Annotated in this window: 18 protein-coding genes; 11 read left to right on the top strand and 7 right to left on the bottom strand. The window is 67.3% G+C overall.

Features of this window, described 5'->3' with window-relative positions; genetic code table 11:
- The first annotated feature begins 6 nt into the window (after positions 1 to 6).
- The 4 genes from VA603_RS05195 (at position 7) to arsB (ending at position 2,449) form a co-directional block, all read left to right on the top strand.
- Positions 7 to 336: an ArsR/SmtB family transcription factor gene (locus tag VA603_RS05195; protein ID WP_323438172.1), complete on the top strand. Its 330-nt coding sequence runs from the start codon at positions 7 to 9 to the stop codon at positions 334 to 336.
- Between the two features lie 8 nt (positions 337 to 344).
- Complete coding sequence (gene arsN2 / locus VA603_RS05200) at positions 345 to 788, top strand: arsenic resistance N-acetyltransferase ArsN2 (protein ID WP_323438150.1); 444 nt, start codon at positions 345 to 347, stop codon at positions 786 to 788.
- Positions 789 to 879: 91 nt separating this feature from the next.
- Positions 880 to 1,398, top strand: coding sequence for an arsenate reductase ArsC (locus VA603_RS05205; RefSeq protein ID WP_323438151.1), 519 nt, complete (start codon positions 880 to 882; stop codon positions 1,396 to 1,398).
- Positions 1,399 to 1,411: 13 nt separating this feature from the next.
- Positions 1,412 to 2,449: an ACR3 family arsenite efflux transporter gene (gene arsB / locus VA603_RS05210; protein ID WP_207911848.1), complete on the top strand. Its 1,038-nt coding sequence runs from the start codon at positions 1,412 to 1,414 to the stop codon at positions 2,447 to 2,449.
- A 318-nt stretch (positions 2,450 to 2,767) separates the two neighbouring features.
- Here arsB and VA603_RS05215 read toward each other — a convergent pair whose 3' ends face one another.
- The gene (locus tag VA603_RS05215) at positions 2,768 to 3,985 is read right to left on the bottom strand and encodes an MFS transporter (protein WP_192286414.1); all 1,218 of its coding nucleotides are present in this window, start codon (positions 3,983 to 3,985) and stop codon (positions 2,768 to 2,770) included.
- A gap of 73 nt (positions 3,986 to 4,058) precedes the next feature.
- Between VA603_RS05215 and VA603_RS05220 the strand changes: the two genes are divergently transcribed.
- Entirely contained in the window at positions 4,059 to 4,856 is a 798-nt protein-coding gene (locus VA603_RS05220; RefSeq protein ID WP_323438152.1) for an AraC family transcriptional regulator, read from the top strand.
- A 113-nt stretch (positions 4,857 to 4,969) separates the two neighbouring features.
- Here VA603_RS05220 and VA603_RS05225 read toward each other — a convergent pair whose 3' ends face one another.
- The 5 genes from VA603_RS05225 to gpmA all read right to left on the bottom strand — a co-directional run bounded on the left by VA603_RS05225 (position 4,970) and on the right by gpmA (position 10,260).
- Complete coding sequence (locus VA603_RS05225; RefSeq protein WP_323438153.1) at positions 4,970 to 6,550, bottom strand: serine hydrolase domain-containing protein; 1,581 nt, start codon at positions 6,548 to 6,550, stop codon at positions 4,970 to 4,972.
- 65 nt (positions 6,551 to 6,615) lie between these two features.
- Positions 6,616 to 7,419, bottom strand: a complete 804-nt coding sequence (locus tag VA603_RS05230) for a helix-turn-helix transcriptional regulator (RefSeq protein ID WP_323438154.1) — start codon at positions 7,417 to 7,419, stop codon at positions 6,616 to 6,618.
- Positions 7,420 to 7,582: 163 nt separating this feature from the next.
- On the bottom strand, positions 7,583 to 8,269 hold the full coding sequence (locus tag VA603_RS05235) for an alpha/beta hydrolase (protein WP_323438155.1): 687 nt from the start codon (positions 8,267 to 8,269) through the stop codon (positions 7,583 to 7,585).
- A gap of 199 nt (positions 8,270 to 8,468) precedes the next feature.
- A complete protein-coding gene (locus VA603_RS05240; protein WP_425603664.1) occupies positions 8,469 to 9,398 on the bottom strand; it encodes an alpha/beta hydrolase in 930 nt (309 codons plus the stop codon).
- Between the two features lie 112 nt (positions 9,399 to 9,510).
- Positions 9,511 to 10,260: a 2,3-diphosphoglycerate-dependent phosphoglycerate mutase gene (gpmA, locus tag VA603_RS05245; protein WP_323438156.1), complete on the bottom strand. Its 750-nt coding sequence runs from the start codon at positions 10,258 to 10,260 to the stop codon at positions 9,511 to 9,513.
- A 98-nt stretch (positions 10,261 to 10,358) separates the two neighbouring features.
- On the opposite strand from gpmA, the gene nfi reads away from it, so the two are divergent.
- The 4 genes from nfi (at position 10,359) to VA603_RS05265 (ending at position 13,502) form a co-directional block, all read left to right on the top strand.
- Positions 10,359 to 11,015, top strand: a complete 657-nt coding sequence (nfi, locus tag VA603_RS05250; protein ID WP_323438157.1) for a deoxyribonuclease V — start codon at positions 10,359 to 10,361, stop codon at positions 11,013 to 11,015.
- A gap of 120 nt (positions 11,016 to 11,135) precedes the next feature.
- A complete protein-coding gene (locus VA603_RS05255; RefSeq protein ID WP_323438158.1) occupies positions 11,136 to 11,999 on the top strand; it encodes a pirin family protein in 864 nt (287 codons plus the stop codon).
- Between the two features lie 86 nt (positions 12,000 to 12,085).
- Positions 12,086 to 12,805 carry an aquaporin Z gene (gene aqpZ / locus VA603_RS05260; protein WP_313255301.1) on the top strand — a complete coding sequence of 240 codons (720 nt, stop codon included), beginning with the start codon at positions 12,086 to 12,088 and terminating at the stop codon, positions 12,803 to 12,805.
- Between the two features lie 232 nt (positions 12,806 to 13,037).
- Entirely contained in the window at positions 13,038 to 13,502 is a 465-nt protein-coding gene (locus VA603_RS05265; RefSeq protein WP_132864654.1) for a hypothetical protein, read from the top strand.
- 61 nt (positions 13,503 to 13,563) lie between these two features.
- On the opposite strand, the gene VA603_RS05270 is transcribed toward VA603_RS05265, so the two are convergent.
- Positions 13,564 to 14,412, bottom strand: coding sequence for a pirin family protein (locus tag VA603_RS05270; RefSeq protein ID WP_323438159.1), 849 nt, complete (start codon positions 14,410 to 14,412; stop codon positions 13,564 to 13,566).
- Positions 14,413 to 14,648: 236 nt separating this feature from the next.
- Between VA603_RS05270 and VA603_RS05275 the strand changes: the two genes are divergently transcribed.
- Together VA603_RS05275 and VA603_RS05280 are read left to right on the top strand one after the other, a co-directional pair.
- Positions 14,649 to 16,715, top strand: coding sequence for a carbon starvation CstA family protein (locus tag VA603_RS05275; protein ID WP_313255295.1), 2,067 nt, complete (start codon positions 14,649 to 14,651; stop codon positions 16,713 to 16,715).
- On the top strand, positions 16,715 to 16,939 hold the full coding sequence (locus tag VA603_RS05280; RefSeq protein ID WP_132864657.1) for a YbdD/YjiX family protein: 225 nt from the start codon (positions 16,715 to 16,717) through the stop codon (positions 16,937 to 16,939). Before VA603_RS05275 ends, VA603_RS05280 begins: the two co-directional genes overlap by 1 nt.
- The last annotated feature ends 57 nt before the right edge of the window (positions 16,940 to 16,996 follow it).

Genomic DNA, 16,996 nt, shown 5'->3' on the forward strand with positions numbered 1-16,996 from the left:
AGAATTATGGAAACGAATCAGGCAATCGCCGCCCTTACCGCGCTCGGCCACGGCACCCGGCTGGCTGCATTCCGCCTGCTGGTGGAGGCCGGCCCCGACGGCCGCATGGCCGGTGAAATCGCCGAATCCCTGGCCGTCCCCAACGCCACCCTTTCCTTCCACCTGAAGGAACTGCTGCATGCAGGCCTGGTGCAGAGCGAAAGCGTCGGACGCAATGTCTGTTACCGCGCCGACTACACCGCCATGAACGCGTTGATGGCCTACCTCACCCACAACTGTTGCGCCGGCTCGCCCGACATCCGCTGTGCCCCCGCCCCCACAAACTCCTGCTGCTGAGGCGCCGCATGCCCGCCTGCATCCGCGCTCCACACCCGACCGACCTGCCCCGGCTGGTGGCGCTGCTTGCCGCCGCCGGGCTGCCGGTCGATGACCTGTCAACGGGACAGATCGACTTTCTCGTCGCCATGGAGGATGGGCAACTGCTCGGCGTCGTCGGCGTGGAAGCCGCACCACCGGATGGCCTGCTCCGTTCGTTGGCGGTGGCTCCCGGTGCACGCGGCAGTGGACTCGGTGGGCGCCTGCTGCAGGCCATGGAGGCACATGCCGCCGCGCGCGGGGTCCGCCGCCTGACACTGCTGACCACTACGGCCGCACCGTTCTTCCAGCAGCGTGGCTATCAGCCCGTGCCGCGGGCCGATGTCGCCCCGGCCATCCAGGCCACCGCCGAGTTCCGCAGCCTCTGCCCGGCCTCGGCGACCTGCATGCACAAGCACCTGGCCGTGGATTGAACACCCAGCCGAGGCCGTTCATCGCCGACCGGCACCCGGCATCCATCCGCTGCACCCGTTGAAACCCGACTCTTTCCCTGACGGACACGCCATGAGCATCAACGTTCTCTTCCTGTGCACCGGCAACAGTGCCCGTAGTGTGCTGGCCGAAGCCACCCTGCGAGCCTGGGGCGGCAACCGTTTCGTCGCATTCAGTGCGGGTAGCCAGCCCACCGGCACGGTCAACCCATTCGCCTTGGCCCAGTTGTCCGCCGAAGGCATTGCCACCGCCGGCCTGCGCAGCAAGTCCTGGGACGAGTTCACGCAACCCGATGCCCCCCGCATGGACCTGGTCATCACGGTCTGTGATTCGGCCGCCGCTGAAACCTGTCCGGTGGTGCTCGGCGACTTCCTGCGTGCCCATTGGGGACTGCCGGATCCGGCGGCGGTGGAAGGCAGCGACGATGGAAAGCGCGCGGCATTCGCGCTGGCGCATGACGTGGTAAAGGCCCGGCTGTTGGCGCTGCTTGCCGTCCCAGCGACGCAATGGCAGGACCGCCTGCAGCTCCAGCACGCCCTTGATGGCATCGGGCAGGTGCAGCCGGAAGCGGGACGCCGGGACAATGACTGAGGGCACCGCCCGGCTGGGCCTGTTCGAGCGCTACCTGACTTTGTGGGTGGCGGTGTGCATCGCCGTTGGCACCGGTCTGGGGCACATGTTCCCCGGGGCATTCGCGCAGTTGGGGGCGCTGGAAGTGGCGCGCGTGAACCTGCCTGTCGCCGTGCTGATCTGGCTGATGATCATCCCGATGCTGTTGAAGGTGGACTTCGGGGCGATGCGCCAGGTGGGCCAGCACTGGCGGGGTATCGGCGTCACCCTCTTCGTCAACTGGGCCGTCAAGCCGTTCTCGATGGCGTTGCTGGGCGGTCTGTTCCTGCGCCACATCTTCGCCGCGTGGCTGCCACCTGGGCAGGTGGACTCCTACATGGCGGGGCTGATCCTGCTGGCGGCCGCGCCGTGCACCGCGATGGTGTTCGTCTGGAGCAACCTGTGCCGGGGCGATGCCAACTTCACGCTGAGCCAGGTCGCGCTCAACGACGCGATCATGGTGCTGGCCTTCGCGCCCCTGGTGGCCGTGTTGCTGGGCCTGTCATCGATCACCGTGCCATGGGCGACGCTGGCGCTTTCGGTCTCCCTGTACATCCTGCTGCCGGTCGCGGTGGCCACGTTGCTGCGACGCTGGCTGCTCGCGCGCGGCGGCCCGCCCAGGCTGCAGCAGGTACTGCAGCGGCTGGCCCCCGTATCGCTGCTGGCACTGCTGGCCACGCTGGTGCTGCTGTTCGGCTTCCAGGGCCGGCAGATCATCGAGCAGCCACTGGTCATCGCCATCCTCGCCGTGCCCATCCTGTTGCAGGTTTATTTCAACGCTGGGCTCGCCTACCTGCTCAACCGGCGTCTCGGTGTTGCCCACTGCGTGGCCGGACCATCGGCATTGATCGGCGCCAGCAACTTCTTCGAACTGGCCGTCGCCGCAGCGGTCAGCCTGTTCGGCGTGCACTCCGGCGCCGCGCTGGCGACCGTGGTCGGCGTGTTGATTGAAGTACCGGTGATGCTGACCGTGGTGGCCATCGTCAACCGCTCGCGTCGCTGGTATGACGCGGGAGCCATCCCTCGACCCTAGCGTGCCTGGCGGTTCACGCTGTTCCTGCAAGGAATGCATCCTGCGTAGGAGCGGCCTCGGCCGCGAGGCTGGTGGTGCTCGATCAATCGTACGACCAGCAACCTCATGGTTGCTGGCAACACGGCCCTTCAACCCCACCGTGCTTCGCGACTGAAGCCGCTCCTGCAAGGAACGCCCCATCCACAGGAGCGGCCTTGGCCGCGAAACCTGCGCTGCCTGATCGGCAGTGCTGCCGGCATTCTCATGCTTGCCGGCAGCACGGCGCTTCAACTGCCGCGTGCGTCGCCGCTCGCGCCGCTCCTGCAAGGCCGCGCAGGATCAGTGACTGCGCCGATTCGGCAGGAACGCGGCCACCATGCCCAGCAATGGCAGGAACGAGATCACCTTGTAGACCCACAGGATGCTGGTGTGGTCGGCCAGCACGCCCAGTACCGCAGCACCCAGGCCGCCCATGCCGAACGCGAAGCCGAAGAACAGGCCCGAGACCGTGCCGATGCGATGCGGCATCAACTCCTGCGCGTACACCAGGATGGCCGAGAACGCCGAGGACAGCACGAAGCCGATGATCAAGGTCAGCACCGTCGTCCATTCCAGGTTCGCGTAGGGGAGCATCAACGCGAACGGCGCCACGCCCAGGATCGACGCCCAGATCACCGGCTTGCGACCAATGCGGTCGCCTACCGGCCCGCCGATCAAGGTGCCCGCCGCCGAGGCCAGCAGGAAGCCGAACAGGTGCAACTGCGCGCTCTGCACCGACACGTGGAACTTCTGCATCAGGTAGAACGTGTAATAGCTGCTCAAGCCAGCGATGTAGAAGTATTTGCTGAAGATCAGCACCAGCAGGATCGCGATCACCCATGCCACCGTGCGCTTGGGCAGCAGCGACTCACTGCTTGCCATGCCCGCCTTTGGCTTGCTGGCGCTGACGACCAGGTGCTGCTGGTACCAGCGGCTGACATAGGTCAGCAAGCCGATGCCGATCAGCGCCGCGCCGCCGAACCAGGCGACGCTGCGCTGGCCGTTGGGAGCGATCACCGCTGCGGCCAGCAACGGCCCGATCGCCGTGCCGGCGTTGCCGCCCAGCTGGAACACCGACTGCGACAGGCCATGCCGCCCGCCCGAGGCCAAACGCGCGATGCGCGAGGATTCCGGATGGAAGATGGCCGAACCGATGCCGACCAGCATCGCCGCGACCAGCACCGTGCTGAAGTTCGGCGCATAGGCCAGCAGCAACAAGCCGCACAGCGTGGAGGTCATGCCCATCGGCAGGGAGTACGGCGCCGGGCGCTTGTCGGTACGCAGGCCGATCAACGGCTGGAACAGCGAGGCGGTGAGCTGGTAGGTCAGGGTGATCATGCCCACCTGGGTGAAGCTCAGGTGGAACTGCGCCTTGAAGATCGGATACAGCGCCAGGATCAGCGACTGCATCATGTCGTTGACCAGGTGCGAACTGCTGATCGCCGCCAGCACGCCGACGGCGGCCGGGCGCCGCGCGGGGGTACTGGAAGCGGCCACGGGTGGAGCGGTGGAGGACATGGCGTTACCACGGGATGAGGGGAGCCGGCGCATGGTAGAGTCGCTCGCCACGCCCTTCCTGCGCGATATGGTCATGCACCCTCTCGAAAAGGACACCGACAACCGCAAAGGCCGGCGCCTGCCGCTGCCGGCGGGCCCGGAGACGGCGGTGTATTGCAGGGCACGGGATTACGAGGCGGACACGCTGATCCCGCTGCACCACCACCCCGATCGCCACCAGCTCGTGTATGCCGAGACCGGCGTGCTGGTCGTGCGCGCCGGCATGGGCCGCTGGGTGGTGCCCAGCACCCGTGCAATCTGGATGCCGGCCGGCACCGGCCACCAGGTGCATTGCATCGGCCAGGTGCAGATGCGCAGCCTCTACGTCACGCCAGCCGCGATGCGGCAGCCGCCCGCCGGCCCATCGGCGGTCTCGGTCACGCCGTTGCTGGCGGCACTGATCCGCGCTGCGGCCAGCGTGCAGCAGCCCTATGTGGAGGATTCACGCGATGGCCGGGTGATGCGCCTGATCCTGGACGAGATGCAGACCCTGCCGGTGCTGCCGCTGCACCTGCCCGAGCCGAAGGACGCGCGCCTGCGCATGATCGGCCGGCAGCTGGAGCGACACCCGGACGATGCATCCACCCTGCACGACTGGGCGCAGCGCCTGCAGGTCGACGTCAAGACGATCCAGCGCCTGTGCACGCGCGAGCTGGGCATGACCTTCGGCCAATGGCGCCAGCAGGCGCGGCTGCTGCGCGCACTGGAGCGGCTGGCGGTCGGCGAGAAGGTCATCGACGTGGCCCTCGCATTGGGCTACGAAAGCCCGAGCGCGTTCACCACCATGTTCAAGCGTCGCTTCGGCCTGACCCCCAGCCAGTTCTTCCGCTGACGCCACCGACAGGAGTGGCTTCAGACGCGAAGCTCGTGGGTGCCGTCGTGGCAATGCGTGCGATTGCAAACCGAGGCGTTGAGGCGCCATCGGCTTCGCGACTGGCGTCGCGCCTACGGAAGCGCATCGGTGTGCATTGCCGGCGGCGGCGCCGGTTGCCTCATGTAACGCTCGCCGTCGTATTCGAAACCGTTGATCCGGCCTTGTCCGTCGCGCAGGAACTGCAGGGGCTCCGGTGCGTCCAACGGCCCGCCCTGCGCGCCAAACAGGTCCACGGTCGCCGGTTGCAGCTCACGCGCGAGCGCTCCCATCTGCAGGTGCAGGCCATGCCCCATCTCGGTGACCGCCGCCTCCAACGGCAGGCGCTCGGCACGGAACCGTGCCGTGTACGCGGCACGCACCCCGGCGTCCGGCTGCCATGCCCAGCCCTGCCAGCGCGCCTGTGCACGCTCTTTGGCCTGGTGCGCCTGCAGCCCGGCCAACTGCTCGGCCGCCCGCACCGGGTAGACCTGCCGGCGTGTCCGCGCCCAGGTGTCCGCCTCCGGGTGGTCCACCAGGTACTGGAAAAACTGCACCACCGTGCGCGAGGTGAACCAGCCGGTGGCGTTGTCGGAATTGGAGAACACCCCGATGCCCACGCCCAGGTCCGGCGAGAACGCCATCATGCTGCGCGCACCGGTGTAGCTGCCGCCATGGATGTACAGCGTATGCCCCTCGAAGTCGCAGACGTTCCAGCCGAATGCATAGCCGTGGCAGGGAAGCTCATAGGCGTTGCGGGCCTTCGGGTCGACCTGGACGCCGATGGCATGTGCCCTGTCGACCACCCCGGGCGCGATTGAGGGTGGCAGCGTCCCGCCCAGCTGCAGCCGCAGCCAGCGGCCCAGGTCGCGCGGCGAGGTCATCACGCCGCCGGCCGAATGCATGATGGCGTCCGGTTTCGGCGCCACCACCTGCCATCCCCGCCCCTCCCCCAGCCATTGATGGTTGTAGGCCAACTGGGCGGAATCGAACACGGAGGTGCGCGCGGCGGTCTCACGCATTCCCAGCGGCGTGAACACCAGTTCCTGCAACCAGTCCTGCCAGTGCCTGCCGGTACGCTGGTACAGGAGGGCGGCGTAGATGTTGTAGCCTAGGTTGTCGTAGTCGAAGCCGGCCGGCCGCGCCGTCGCCAGCGTGGCAAGCAACTCCGGGTACAGCACAGGGTCCGGCGCGCCGATGTAGGCCTCCATCGTGGTGAGCGCATCGGCATGCAGCGGCACGCGGTGATTGAGCAGGTCGGCCAGGGTCCACGCCGCGGGATCCACGCCGTCGGGCAGGCGCAGCTGCGGCCAGTGATCGGCCAGGGTGCTGTCCAGGCGCAGCACGCCGCGTTGATCAAGCAGGTGTGCGAGCAAGCCCATGTACGACTTGGTCTGCGAGGCGACGTACATCGGCGTGTGCATCGTCAAGGGCGCGCCGGTCGCGGTGTTGCGCTGGCCGCGGGTGTAACCGAGCAGTTGCCGGTCACGATCCACCACCACGACCGCGTAGCCCGGCCCCAAGCCGGGGATGCCATCAAGGAAACCCTGCAGACGTCGCGACGCCTGCTCCGGTGTCGCCGCCGTAGCCGACAGCGCGGTCGCGGCGACAAGCAGCAGGCACAACTGGCAGCGATGGAGGAAACGGTGGCGCATGGTGCGATTCCACGGGGACATGCGGCGATGCTGCAGCGGCGAAGGGGCCGGCGTATTGAACGGATCGAACCTGCTTGCCCTTCCAATCAGGCGCGCAACACCCTGGCCAGGCGTGCCGGTGTCAGGCCACTGTATTGGCGCGCCACGCGACTCAGGTGCGCCTGGTCGGCGAAGCCGGCCTGGCATGCCGCCGCTGACAGCGACTGGCCGGCCGCCAACAGCGGCAGTGCACGCTGCAGTTGCGCGCGCAGCCGGAACGCCGAGGGCGCGCAGCCCATCCAGCGCGCGAATGCACGCGCGAAATACACCGGGTGCAACCCGTGTTCCTGCGCCAGCGCCGTCACCGGCACCGCTTCCTCGCCCAGGCGTTCGCACGCCAATGCCAGCCAGCGCGGCGGTGTTCCCGCTGGCCGTCGATCCACCTGGACCATCATCGCCAGCAGCTCCCACAGGCGTGCTTCCATCTCCTCTGCAGGAAGTCCTCCCCCTGTCAGCTGCGCCAACGTGGAGCCGCCCCGCGCCAGCATCGCCGGTGCCGCACGCTCGCGCCACTGCCAGCCCCCGTCAACGCCAAGCTCCCTCTCCAGATCGAACCGGCCCGGCAGATTGATGCCCAGGATCAACGCCCCGGACGGCCCGTAGTCATTGGCATGCACCTGCCCCGCGGGTTTCACGCCAACGGCCGATGTCGCCAGCCGCACTTCGCGATGTGGCGTCTGCTCGCCCAGCGTTCCGACCAACAGCAGCGAGAGCTGATGGCACTCATGCACGTGCCGCGACATGCGCAGTTCGGGCGCATACCACCCCACCCGCGCGGACAGCCGTTCACCCACGAACAACGTACGGCTGGCGATGCCTGCCTGGGTTTGCGGTGATGGAAGCGACGGCATGGACGTGGGCAATCACCGCAGGGGTTCAAGCGCAGTCTAGTGAGCGCATGCCGCGCCGCGCCTGCCATTGGTCGTGGTGCCAGGCACCCCGCCGACGGGCAGCGCCCGGCGCGCAGGCCATTGGCGCCGTGTCGCCGACTCCAGTGGCCGGGTGGCCGCGGGGTCACGCCTGCTGCGCGGCCTCATCGATCAGTGCCGCCACTTCCTGCGGATGCGACGCCAGCGATGCGTGGCTGGCCTCCAGGGTCAGCACGCGGCGCGGCTTGATGCGCTCGGACATCGCTCTCTGGTTCTCGGGGGCGATCATTCGGTCGCGGGTCGAAAGCTGGTACCAGCTCGGCTTGTGCCTCCACGCCGGGTCGGTGATGGCGTCACCGAAGGTGCTGGCCAACGGTGCCTTCTGGGTCACGCCCATCACGAAGCCCTCTTCCGGCGACAGGTCCTGGCAGAAGCTCTCGTGGAACTTGGCCGGGTTCAACCACAGGTAGCCATCGCTGTCCGGCGCCAGGTTCGGCGCGGCCTCGGGCAGGTGCTGCTGGGTGATGCCACCCGGGCTTTCACCGGCATCGGGGGCGAACGCGGCGATGAAGACCAGTGCCTTGACGTTGTCCAGGTTGCCCGCCTGGCTGATCACCGCCCCGCCATAGGAGTGCCCCACCAGCACGACCGGGCCCTGCACCTGCGCCACCATCTTGCGGGTGCGCTCGGCGTCGTCGGCCAATGAGGTCAACGGGTTCTCGACCGCACGGATGTCGGTGTAGCCGAGCCGCTTCAACTCCAGGATGACCTTGGTCCAATGGGCGGCACCGCCCCAGAACCCATGGACCAATACCACTGCCGGCTTGTTCATGACGTTGTTTCCTGCGCTGGGGAAAGAGACCCTGGCACCGCTGCGCGCTGCCAAGGCAGGCACGACAGTGACGGAGTGCGCAATCTTTCAGCCCGGCCGTAAATGGCCCGTGAGGAATCGGCGGGATAAACAAGAACCCGGCTTGCGCCGGGTTGCCGTGGCCTGCTCCGCCTGGCCGCCGCCGGTGGCGCCCCTGCCCTCAGGGGAGGGAGGCCGGCTGCGCCAGCAGGTACTCCAGCCCCTGCATGAATCCGCGCGGCGCGACGGTCAGGTGGTCCTCGTCGTTGAGTACCTCCAGCTGCAACTGCAGCGATGCATAGCGGCGCGATGCCAACACCTTCTGCATCCGTCGTGCATCCTCGACCATGTCCGCGTCGCCACCGTGCTCCCGTGCTTCACGCTCACCGACGTACATGTAGATCCGTGCCGGCAGGTCACGATGCGCTGCAGCGAAGCGGCTCTCCTGACGTTCCATCACGTGCCGGTCGTACCAGTACGACGGGCTGCCGAGGATGTAGCCGGCGAACAGCTGCGGACGCTCGAACAGAATCTGGGTGCCCAGCAAGGCGCCGTAGGAGTGCCCGAGGAACAACCTGCGTTGTTCGTCGGTGCGGTAGTGCTGTGCGATGAACGGCAGTACCTGGCTGTCCAGGTAGCCCAGATAGGAAGCACCGCCACCGTGCACGCTATCGGCGGGCGTGCCGCTGGGGGCGTTGGGAGTGGGCGTGTAGTCGCGGCGACGGCTGGGCATGCCGCCCTCGCCCTTCGCGTAGGACAGGCCCACCAGGATGAAGTCCTCGATGCGCGGGCCTTCCACGTTCAGGCGACGCGCCATCTGCCGGATCAACGGAAAGGCGTAATCCGCATCGGTGACGTAGAGCACCGGATAGCGCCGGTCCGGATTGTCGGCGTAACCGGCCGGCAAGGCGACGAACACCTGGTAGACCCGGGCCGATACCGGGTCCGGCACATCCCACACTTCACTGCCGATGACTTCGTAGGGCTGGCCGCCACCACGTTGTGCGAGCTGTGCGGTTGCAGGTTGCGCCGGAACCACTGATGCGCTCTGTGCCAGTGCGCCCCCTGTCAGCAACAGGGCAAGACATCCTGCAATCACCTTTCGCTTCACGCTTCACTCCTGTGCTTTTTTTCGTGCCGGATCATGGCACAGGGCCAAGCACGGCCACAAAACAGGACACCCGGCACGAGGCCGGGTGTCCTGGGTGAACGGGGGTGCCGGCTTACTTCGCCTTGCCCTGGTTGGCGACCGCTTCGGCCGCCTTCTTCGCCGCTTCCGGATCACCGAGGTAGCGGAACGACTGCACGGTCAGGTCTTCGTTCAATTCGAACAACAGCGGGATGCCGGTCGGGATGTTGAGCTCGAGGATTTCTTCCTTGCTCACGTTGTTGAGGTACTTGTACAGCGCGCGCAGCGAGTTGCCATGCGCGGTGACCAGCACGGTCTTGCCGTCCTTCAACTGCGGGGCGATCGCGTCGTGCCAGTAAGGCAGCACGCGGTCCAGCGTGGTGGCCAGCGATTCGGTGGCCGGCAGCGCGTTGCGGTCCAGGCCAGCGTAGCGGCGGTCATGGATCGGATGGCCCGGGTCTTCCAGGTCCATCGGCGGCGGCGGGATGTCGTAGGAACGGCGCCACACCTTGACCTGTTCCTCGCCGTGCTTGGCGGCGGTCTCGGCCTTGTCCAGGCCCTGCAGGCCACCGTAGTGGCGCTCGTTCAGGCGCCAGGACTTGTTGACCGGCAGCCAGTCCTGGCCCATCTCGGCCAGCGCCCCCTGCAGGGTGTGGATGGCGCGCTTGAGCACCGAGGTGTGGGCGACGTCGAACTGCAGGCCCTCTTCCTTCATCAGGCGACCGGCGGCGGCGGCCTCGCTGCGGCCCTGCTCGGTGAGATCCACGTCCACCCAACCGGTGAAACGATTGTCGAGGTTCCACTGGCTCTGGCCATGGCGCAACAGCACGAGTTTGCGGGTCACTGCGGATATCTCCGGGTTGGGGAAGGAAGGCCGTCGATTGTAGCCCGTCCCCCTGACCCCCGCCCCGTTGCGGGGCGGAAAGTGGCAGGCTTGGGGGCATGGACACTTCAACGCCCGCACCCGACTACGCGCGCCTGCGCCAGCAGCAACGCGATCTGGCGGCACAGGTCGAACTGGTCGATGCCTTCCAGGGCCTGCCTGGTCGCATCGCCGGCGTGGACACCGGCTTCGAGGAAGGCGGCAGCATCACCCGCTCGGCGGCGGTCCTGCTCGACGGCCAATCCCTGCAGCCCCTGCATTCGGCGCTGGCGCGTCGCCCGACCGCCCTGCCCTATATCCCCGGCCTGCTCAGCTTCCGTGAGCTGCCGGCTGCGTTGGAGGCGTTGGCGCAACTGCCCGCGCCGCCGGCACTGGTGATGGTGGACGGGCACGGCATCGCCCACCCGCGCGGGTTGGGCATCGCCGCGCACCTGGGCGTACTCACCGGCCTGCCCAGCATCGGCATCGGCAAGAGCCGCCTGGTCGGCGACTACGAGGAGCCGGGCCCGCAGCGCGGCGACCATTCGCCGCTGTTGTTCAAGGGCCGGCAGGTGGGGTGGGTGCTGCGCAGCAAGCCGCGTTGCAAACCGCTGTTCGTCTCGCCCGGCCACCGGGTATCGGTGGCGCAATGCCTGCCACTGGTAGTGGCCTGCCTGGCCGGCTACCGGTTGCCGGAGCCGACACGGCTGGCGGACCGCTTGGCGTCGCGACGATAGCGGGCCTGGTCAAGGCGTGCCGCCGCTCCCGTGCAAAACAATCCGTTGCCGCACTGGTCACGACAGCCTCGCGCCGGGCATGCCATCCTCGCCCCCTCGGTCCACAGCCAAGGAGCAGCCATGACCACGATCATCAGCCCGCGCGTCCACGACCTGGGCGGCTTCCAGGTGCGTCGCGCCGTCCCCAGCCTGCAGGCGCGCAGCGTGGGGCCGTTCGTGTTCGTGGACCACATGGGGCCGGCCATCTTCACCCCCGGCGAAGGCATCGACGTCCGCCCGCACCCGCACATCGGCCTGGCCACGGTCACCTTCCTGTGGGCCGGCCAGATCGGGCACCGCGACACCCTGGGATCGGAGCAGGTCATCCGCCCGGGTGACGTCAACTGGATGACCGCCGGGCGTGGCATCGCCCACTCCGAGCGCACCCCGCTGGCCGCGCGCGAACACGAACAGGCCGTGCATGGCATGCAGACCTGGGTGGCGCTGCCCAGGAGCCACGAGGAAACCGACCCGGCCTTCTTCCACTTCGCCGCCGACCAGCTCCCGCAGCAGCGCCGTGACGGCGCCCTGCTGCGTGTCATCGCCGGGCGCGCCTACGGCGAGGAATCGCCGGTGAAGGTGTTCACCGGCACCTTGAACGTCGCCATCGACCTGCAGCCCGGCGCCGAGGTGGACCTGGACACCTCGCATGTGCAGCGCGCGCTCTACATCCTGGAAGGCGACGCCCAGCTGGACGGCACCGACATCCCCGCCCGGCACCTGGTCATCCCCGAGGCCAACGCGCGTGGCCGGCTGCGCGCCAAGACCCCGGTCAAGGCCATGCTGATGGGCGGCGAGCCGCTCGACGGCCCGCGCCACCTGTGGTGGAACTTCGTCTCCAGCTCCAAGGAACGCATCGAGCAGGCCAAGGACGACTGGAGCAATGGCCGCTTCGGCACCATCCCCGGCGACGACAAGGAGTTCATCCCGCTGCCGGCCCACTAGGCCGGATTAACGAATTCGATACGCAGCAACCAAATTACTTCCGTTATTTTCTGTACGCCCGTTACGGGTCTATCTTGGGGAACATCATGAGCATGGGTAAACGACTGGCAGCCGAATTCCTCGGCACCTTCTGGCTGGTCCTGGGCGGCTGCGGCAGCGCCGTGCTGGCCGCCAATTTCGGCGGTGACGGCAATCCGCTGGGGATCGGCTTCGTCGGCGTCGCACTGGCCTTCGGCCTCACCGTACTGACCGGCGCCTATGCGTTCGGCCATGTTTCCGGCGCGCACTTCAACCCGGCGGTGAGCATCGGCCTGTGGGCCGGCGGGCGCTTCTCCGGCAAGGACCTGCTGCCCTACATCGTGGCCCAGGTGCTCGGCGGCATCGTCGCGGCCTTCATCCTGCTGCAGATCGCCCAGGGCAACCCGAGCTTCGTGATCGATGGCAGCCAGGCCGGCGCGTTCGCCAGCAATGGCTACGGCGCGCTGTCGCCGGGCGGCTACACCGTCGCGGCCGCCTTCCTGTGCGAAGTGGTGCTGACCGCGGTGTTCCTGGTGGTGATCATGGGCGCCACCCATGGCCGTGCGCCGGCGGGCTTCGCCCCGATCGCCATTGGCCTGGCCCTGACCCTGATCCACCTGATCAGCATCCCGGTCACCAACACCTCGGTGAACCCGGCCCGCTCCACCGCGGTGGCGGTGTTTGCCGGCTCCGGCGCGCTGGGCCAGCTGTGGCTGTTCTGGGTCGCCCCGATCCTGGGCGCCCTGATCGGCGGCCTGGCCTACAAGTGGATCGGCAGCGACAAGTAAGCCGCCCTTCCCGCACCACCCGACAAAACGGCCCCGCATGGGGCCGTTTCTTTTGTAACCAACCATCCTTTGCATACGGTGGCACTTCTGTAATACCGTCGGTACCAGCCGCCGAACATGAAGGGAACATGAAGGGCGAAGGGGATCAACGCCCACGGCCGGCAACGCTTTCAACTCTGTCCAAACAACCATCGTCGGCGCCGTCCGGCCGATGTTTCATGGGGAATGTGAAGTGAAGACCGCCTGTTTCGTTTCCGCAGCACTGCTGCTCGCCGCCAGCGCCACCGCCGCCGCGCAAAGCACCGCGCAATGCCCTTCCCTGCCCTCGGACAGTGGCCTGCACTGGGAACAGCAGGCGCAGACCGACTTCATCGTCTGCAAGGCCACCACCGAAGACGGCCGTCCGGTGCTCAACATGATGCTGACCCCGCGTGATCCGGACATGCTGCTCAACCGTTCGTTGCGCGCGGAGAAGGGCAGCTTCGCCGGCGAGAGCCTGCATTGGTACAAGCTGGACATGGGCGGCCGCGACCTGCCGGGGCTGGAGTCGCGCCGCATCACCGTGGTCAAGCTGGACAAGAACCGTTACGCGCAGATCTGGATCGATGCGGCCGATACCGGCGAACTGGGCAACCTGCAGGCACTCACGCAGACGTTGAACCTCAACCCGTCGACACTGGCCGGCGGCGACCACTGAGGCCGCCTCCCGGCGATGACCGCGGGCACCGGCAAGGCCGGCGTCCGCGGCGCTGTCCGCTTCAGAACTTGCCGTCCTGGTAATCGGCGAAGGCCTGCATCAGCTCCTCGCGGGTGCTCATCACGAACGGGCCATACCGGGCCACCGGCTCGCGCAGTGGCTTGCCCGCCACCAGGATCAGGCGCGCGCCCTGGCTGCCACCTTCGACGCTGAGCTGGCGGCCGCCGCCCAGCACCGCCAGGGTCTGCGTGGCAACCGGCTGGCGCTGCGCGCCGTCGCCGAACAACGCCTGCCCTTCGAACACGTAGGCGAACACATTGTGTCCCTCCGGCAACGGGACGGACCAGCGCGCTCCGGCAGCCAGCTCGATGTCCAGGTACAGCGGCTCGGTGGCCGGCTGCCGGATCGGCCCGGTCACCTCGCCCACCTGCCCGGCGATGACCTTCAGGGTGACGCCTTCGGCCGGCGTGGCCTGCGGAATGCGATCCGGGGCGAACTCCTGGTAGGCCGGGGCCACCATCTTCTCGCGCGCCGGAAGGTTCACCCACAACTGGAAGCCACGCATCCGCCCCGATTCCTGCTCGGGCATCTCCGAGTGCACGACACCGCGGCCGGCGGTCATCCACTGCACGCTGCCGGAGGTCAGCAGGCCTTCGTTGCCATGGTTGTCGCGGTGGCGCATGCGGCCATCCAGCATGTAGGTGACCGTCTCGAAGCCACGGTGCGGATGGGAGGGAAAGCCGGCCAGGTAGTCTTCCGCACGGTCCGTGCCGAACTCATCAAGCATCAGGAACGGGTCCAGGTCCGGCAGGTCCTGCGTGCCGATCACCCGGGTCAGGCGCACGCCCGCACCATCGGAGGTGGGCATGCCCCGCAGGGTGCGCAGTACACGGGCATTGTCATCGCTCATGGGAAACCTCCTTGCAGAAGATCCGACAATGGCGGCCAGGCCCGCAGCCGCCAACAGCCAGCACTGCAACCGATTGTTCCAGATCGGCGACGGCAGCAGGCAAGCGACCCGCGCAGTCAGTTTCGGGCCGGACATTTCCCTAAGACCAAAGTCGAATCCGCTTCACCTGCCGTACACATTGACCCCCGGCGTGCATGGGTAGACCCTTGGATCCATTACCCCTGCGAGGCGACTCGATGAAAGGTTTCTCCAAAGCCGGATGGGCAGTGCTGTCCCTGATCGGTGCTTTCTGTCTGGGCGTCGTGGCGCTACGCCGCGGCGAACACATCAATGCCCTGTGGATCGTGGTCGCGGCGGTCTCGCTGTATCTGGTCGCCTTCCGCTACTACGGCCTTTTCATCGCCAACAAGGTGCTGGGGGTTGATCCCACCCGCGCCACGCCGGCCATCCTCAACAACGATGGCCTGGACTACGTGCCCACCAACAAGCACGTGCTGTTCGGCCACCACTTCGCCGCCATCGCCGGCGCCGGCCCGCTGGTCGGCCCGGTGCTGGCCGCGCAGATGGGCTACCTGCCCGGCACGCTGTGGCTGATCGCCGGCGTGGTGCTGGCCGGCGCGGTGCAGGACTTCATGATCCTGTTCATCTCCAGCCGCCGGAACGGCCGCTCGCTGGGCGACCTGGTGCGCGAGGAAATGGGCCAGGTGCCCGGCACCATCGCGCTGTTCGGCGTCTTCATGATCATGATCATCATCCTGGCGGTGCTGGCGATGATCGTGGTGAAGGCATTGGAGGGCAGCCCATGGGGCATGTTCACCGTCATCGCGACGATGCCCATCGCCATCCTGATGGGCGTGTACATGCGCTACATCCGCCCCGGCAAGATCGGCGAGATCTCGGTGGTCGGCCTGGTGCTGCTGCTGGCCGCGATCTGGTACGGCGGCAAGGTCGCCGCCGACCCGGTGATGGGCCCGATGTTCACCTTCACCGGCGTGCAGATCACCTGGATGCTGATCGGCTATGGCTTCGTCGCCGCGGTGCTGCCGGTGTGGCTGCTGCTGGCCCCGCGCGACTACCTGTCCACCTTCCTCAAGATCGGCACCATCGTCGGCCTGGCGATCGGCATCCTGATCGTCATGCCGGAGCTGAAGATGCCGGCGCTGACCCAGTTCACCGACGGCACCGGCCCGGTGTGGAAGGGCAGCATGTTCCCGTTCCTGTTCATCACCATCGCCTGCGGTGCGGTGTCCGGCTTCCATGCGCTGATCAGCTCGGGCACCACGCCCAAGCTGCTGGCCAATGAAGGCCACGCCGCCTACATCGGTTACGGCGGCATGTTGATGGAATCGTTCGTGGCCATCATGGCCATGGTCGCCGCCTCGATCATCGAGCCGGGCATCTACTTCGCGATGAACAGCCCCGCCGCCATCATCGGCACCGACGTGGTGCACGCCGCGCAGGTGGTGTCCAACTGGGGCTTCACCATCACCCCGGAGCAGCTGACCAGCACTGCCGCGGAAATTGGCGAGCACTCCATCCTGTCGCGCGCCGGCGGCGCACCGACGCTGGCCGTGGGCATCGCGCAGATCCTGCACGCGGTGTTGCCCGGCGACGGCATGATGGCGTTCTGGTACCACTTCGCCATCCTGTTCGAAGCGCTGTTCATCCTGACCGCGGTCGATGCCGGTACCCGTTCGGGCCGCTTCATGCTGCAGGACCTGCTGGGCAACTTCGTGCCGGCCCTGCGCCGCACCGACTCGTGGGTGGCCAGCTTCATCGCCACCGGTGGCTGCGTGGCGCTGTGGGGCTACTTCCTGTACCAGGGCGTGACCGACCCGCTGGGCGGCATCAACATGCTGTGGCCGCTGTTCGGCATCGCCAACCAGATGCTGGCCGGCGTGGCGCTGCTGCTGTGCACCGTGGTGCTGTTCAAGATGAAGAAGGGCAAGTACGCCTGGGTGCCGCTGCTGCCGGCCATCTGGCTGCTGATCTGCACCGTGGCTGCCGGCTTCATCAAGATCTTCTCCAACGAGCCGGCGGTGGGATTCATGGCCCAGGCACACAAGTACCGTGATGCCATCGCCGCCGGCAACCTGCTGCCGCCGTCGAAGAACTTCGACCAGATGCAGCAGGTGATGGTGAACAACTACATCAATGCCGGGCTCACTGCGCTGTTCCTGTTCGTGGTGTTCGCGGTGCTGGTGTACTCGATCAAGACCATCCGCCAGGCCCGTCGTTCGCCGATGCGCACCGACCACGAAACGCCGTACGTGGCACTGAAGCCGCACGAGGTGGACCTGTAATGGGCACCGAGCTGGTCCCCGTCGGCCAGTACCAGACGTTCCGCCGCACCTGGCGGCGTCTGGTACAGACTGCACGCCTGTGCTGCGGGGTACCGGATTACGACAACTACGTCCGGCACATGCAGGAGAAGCATCCCGACCGCGAGGTCATGGATTACAAGACCTTCTTCCGCGAGCGCCAGGAGGCCCGGTTCGGCGGCAAGCGGGGTTTCCGCTGCTGCTGACCGGATGGTGTTGGAGCAATGAAAAAGGCGGAGCCCATGGGCTCCGCCTTTTTCGTG

The organism is Stenotrophomonas capsici, assembly GCF_034961085.1.
GTDB lineage: Bacteria > Pseudomonadota > Gammaproteobacteria > Xanthomonadales > Xanthomonadaceae > Stenotrophomonas > Stenotrophomonas capsici.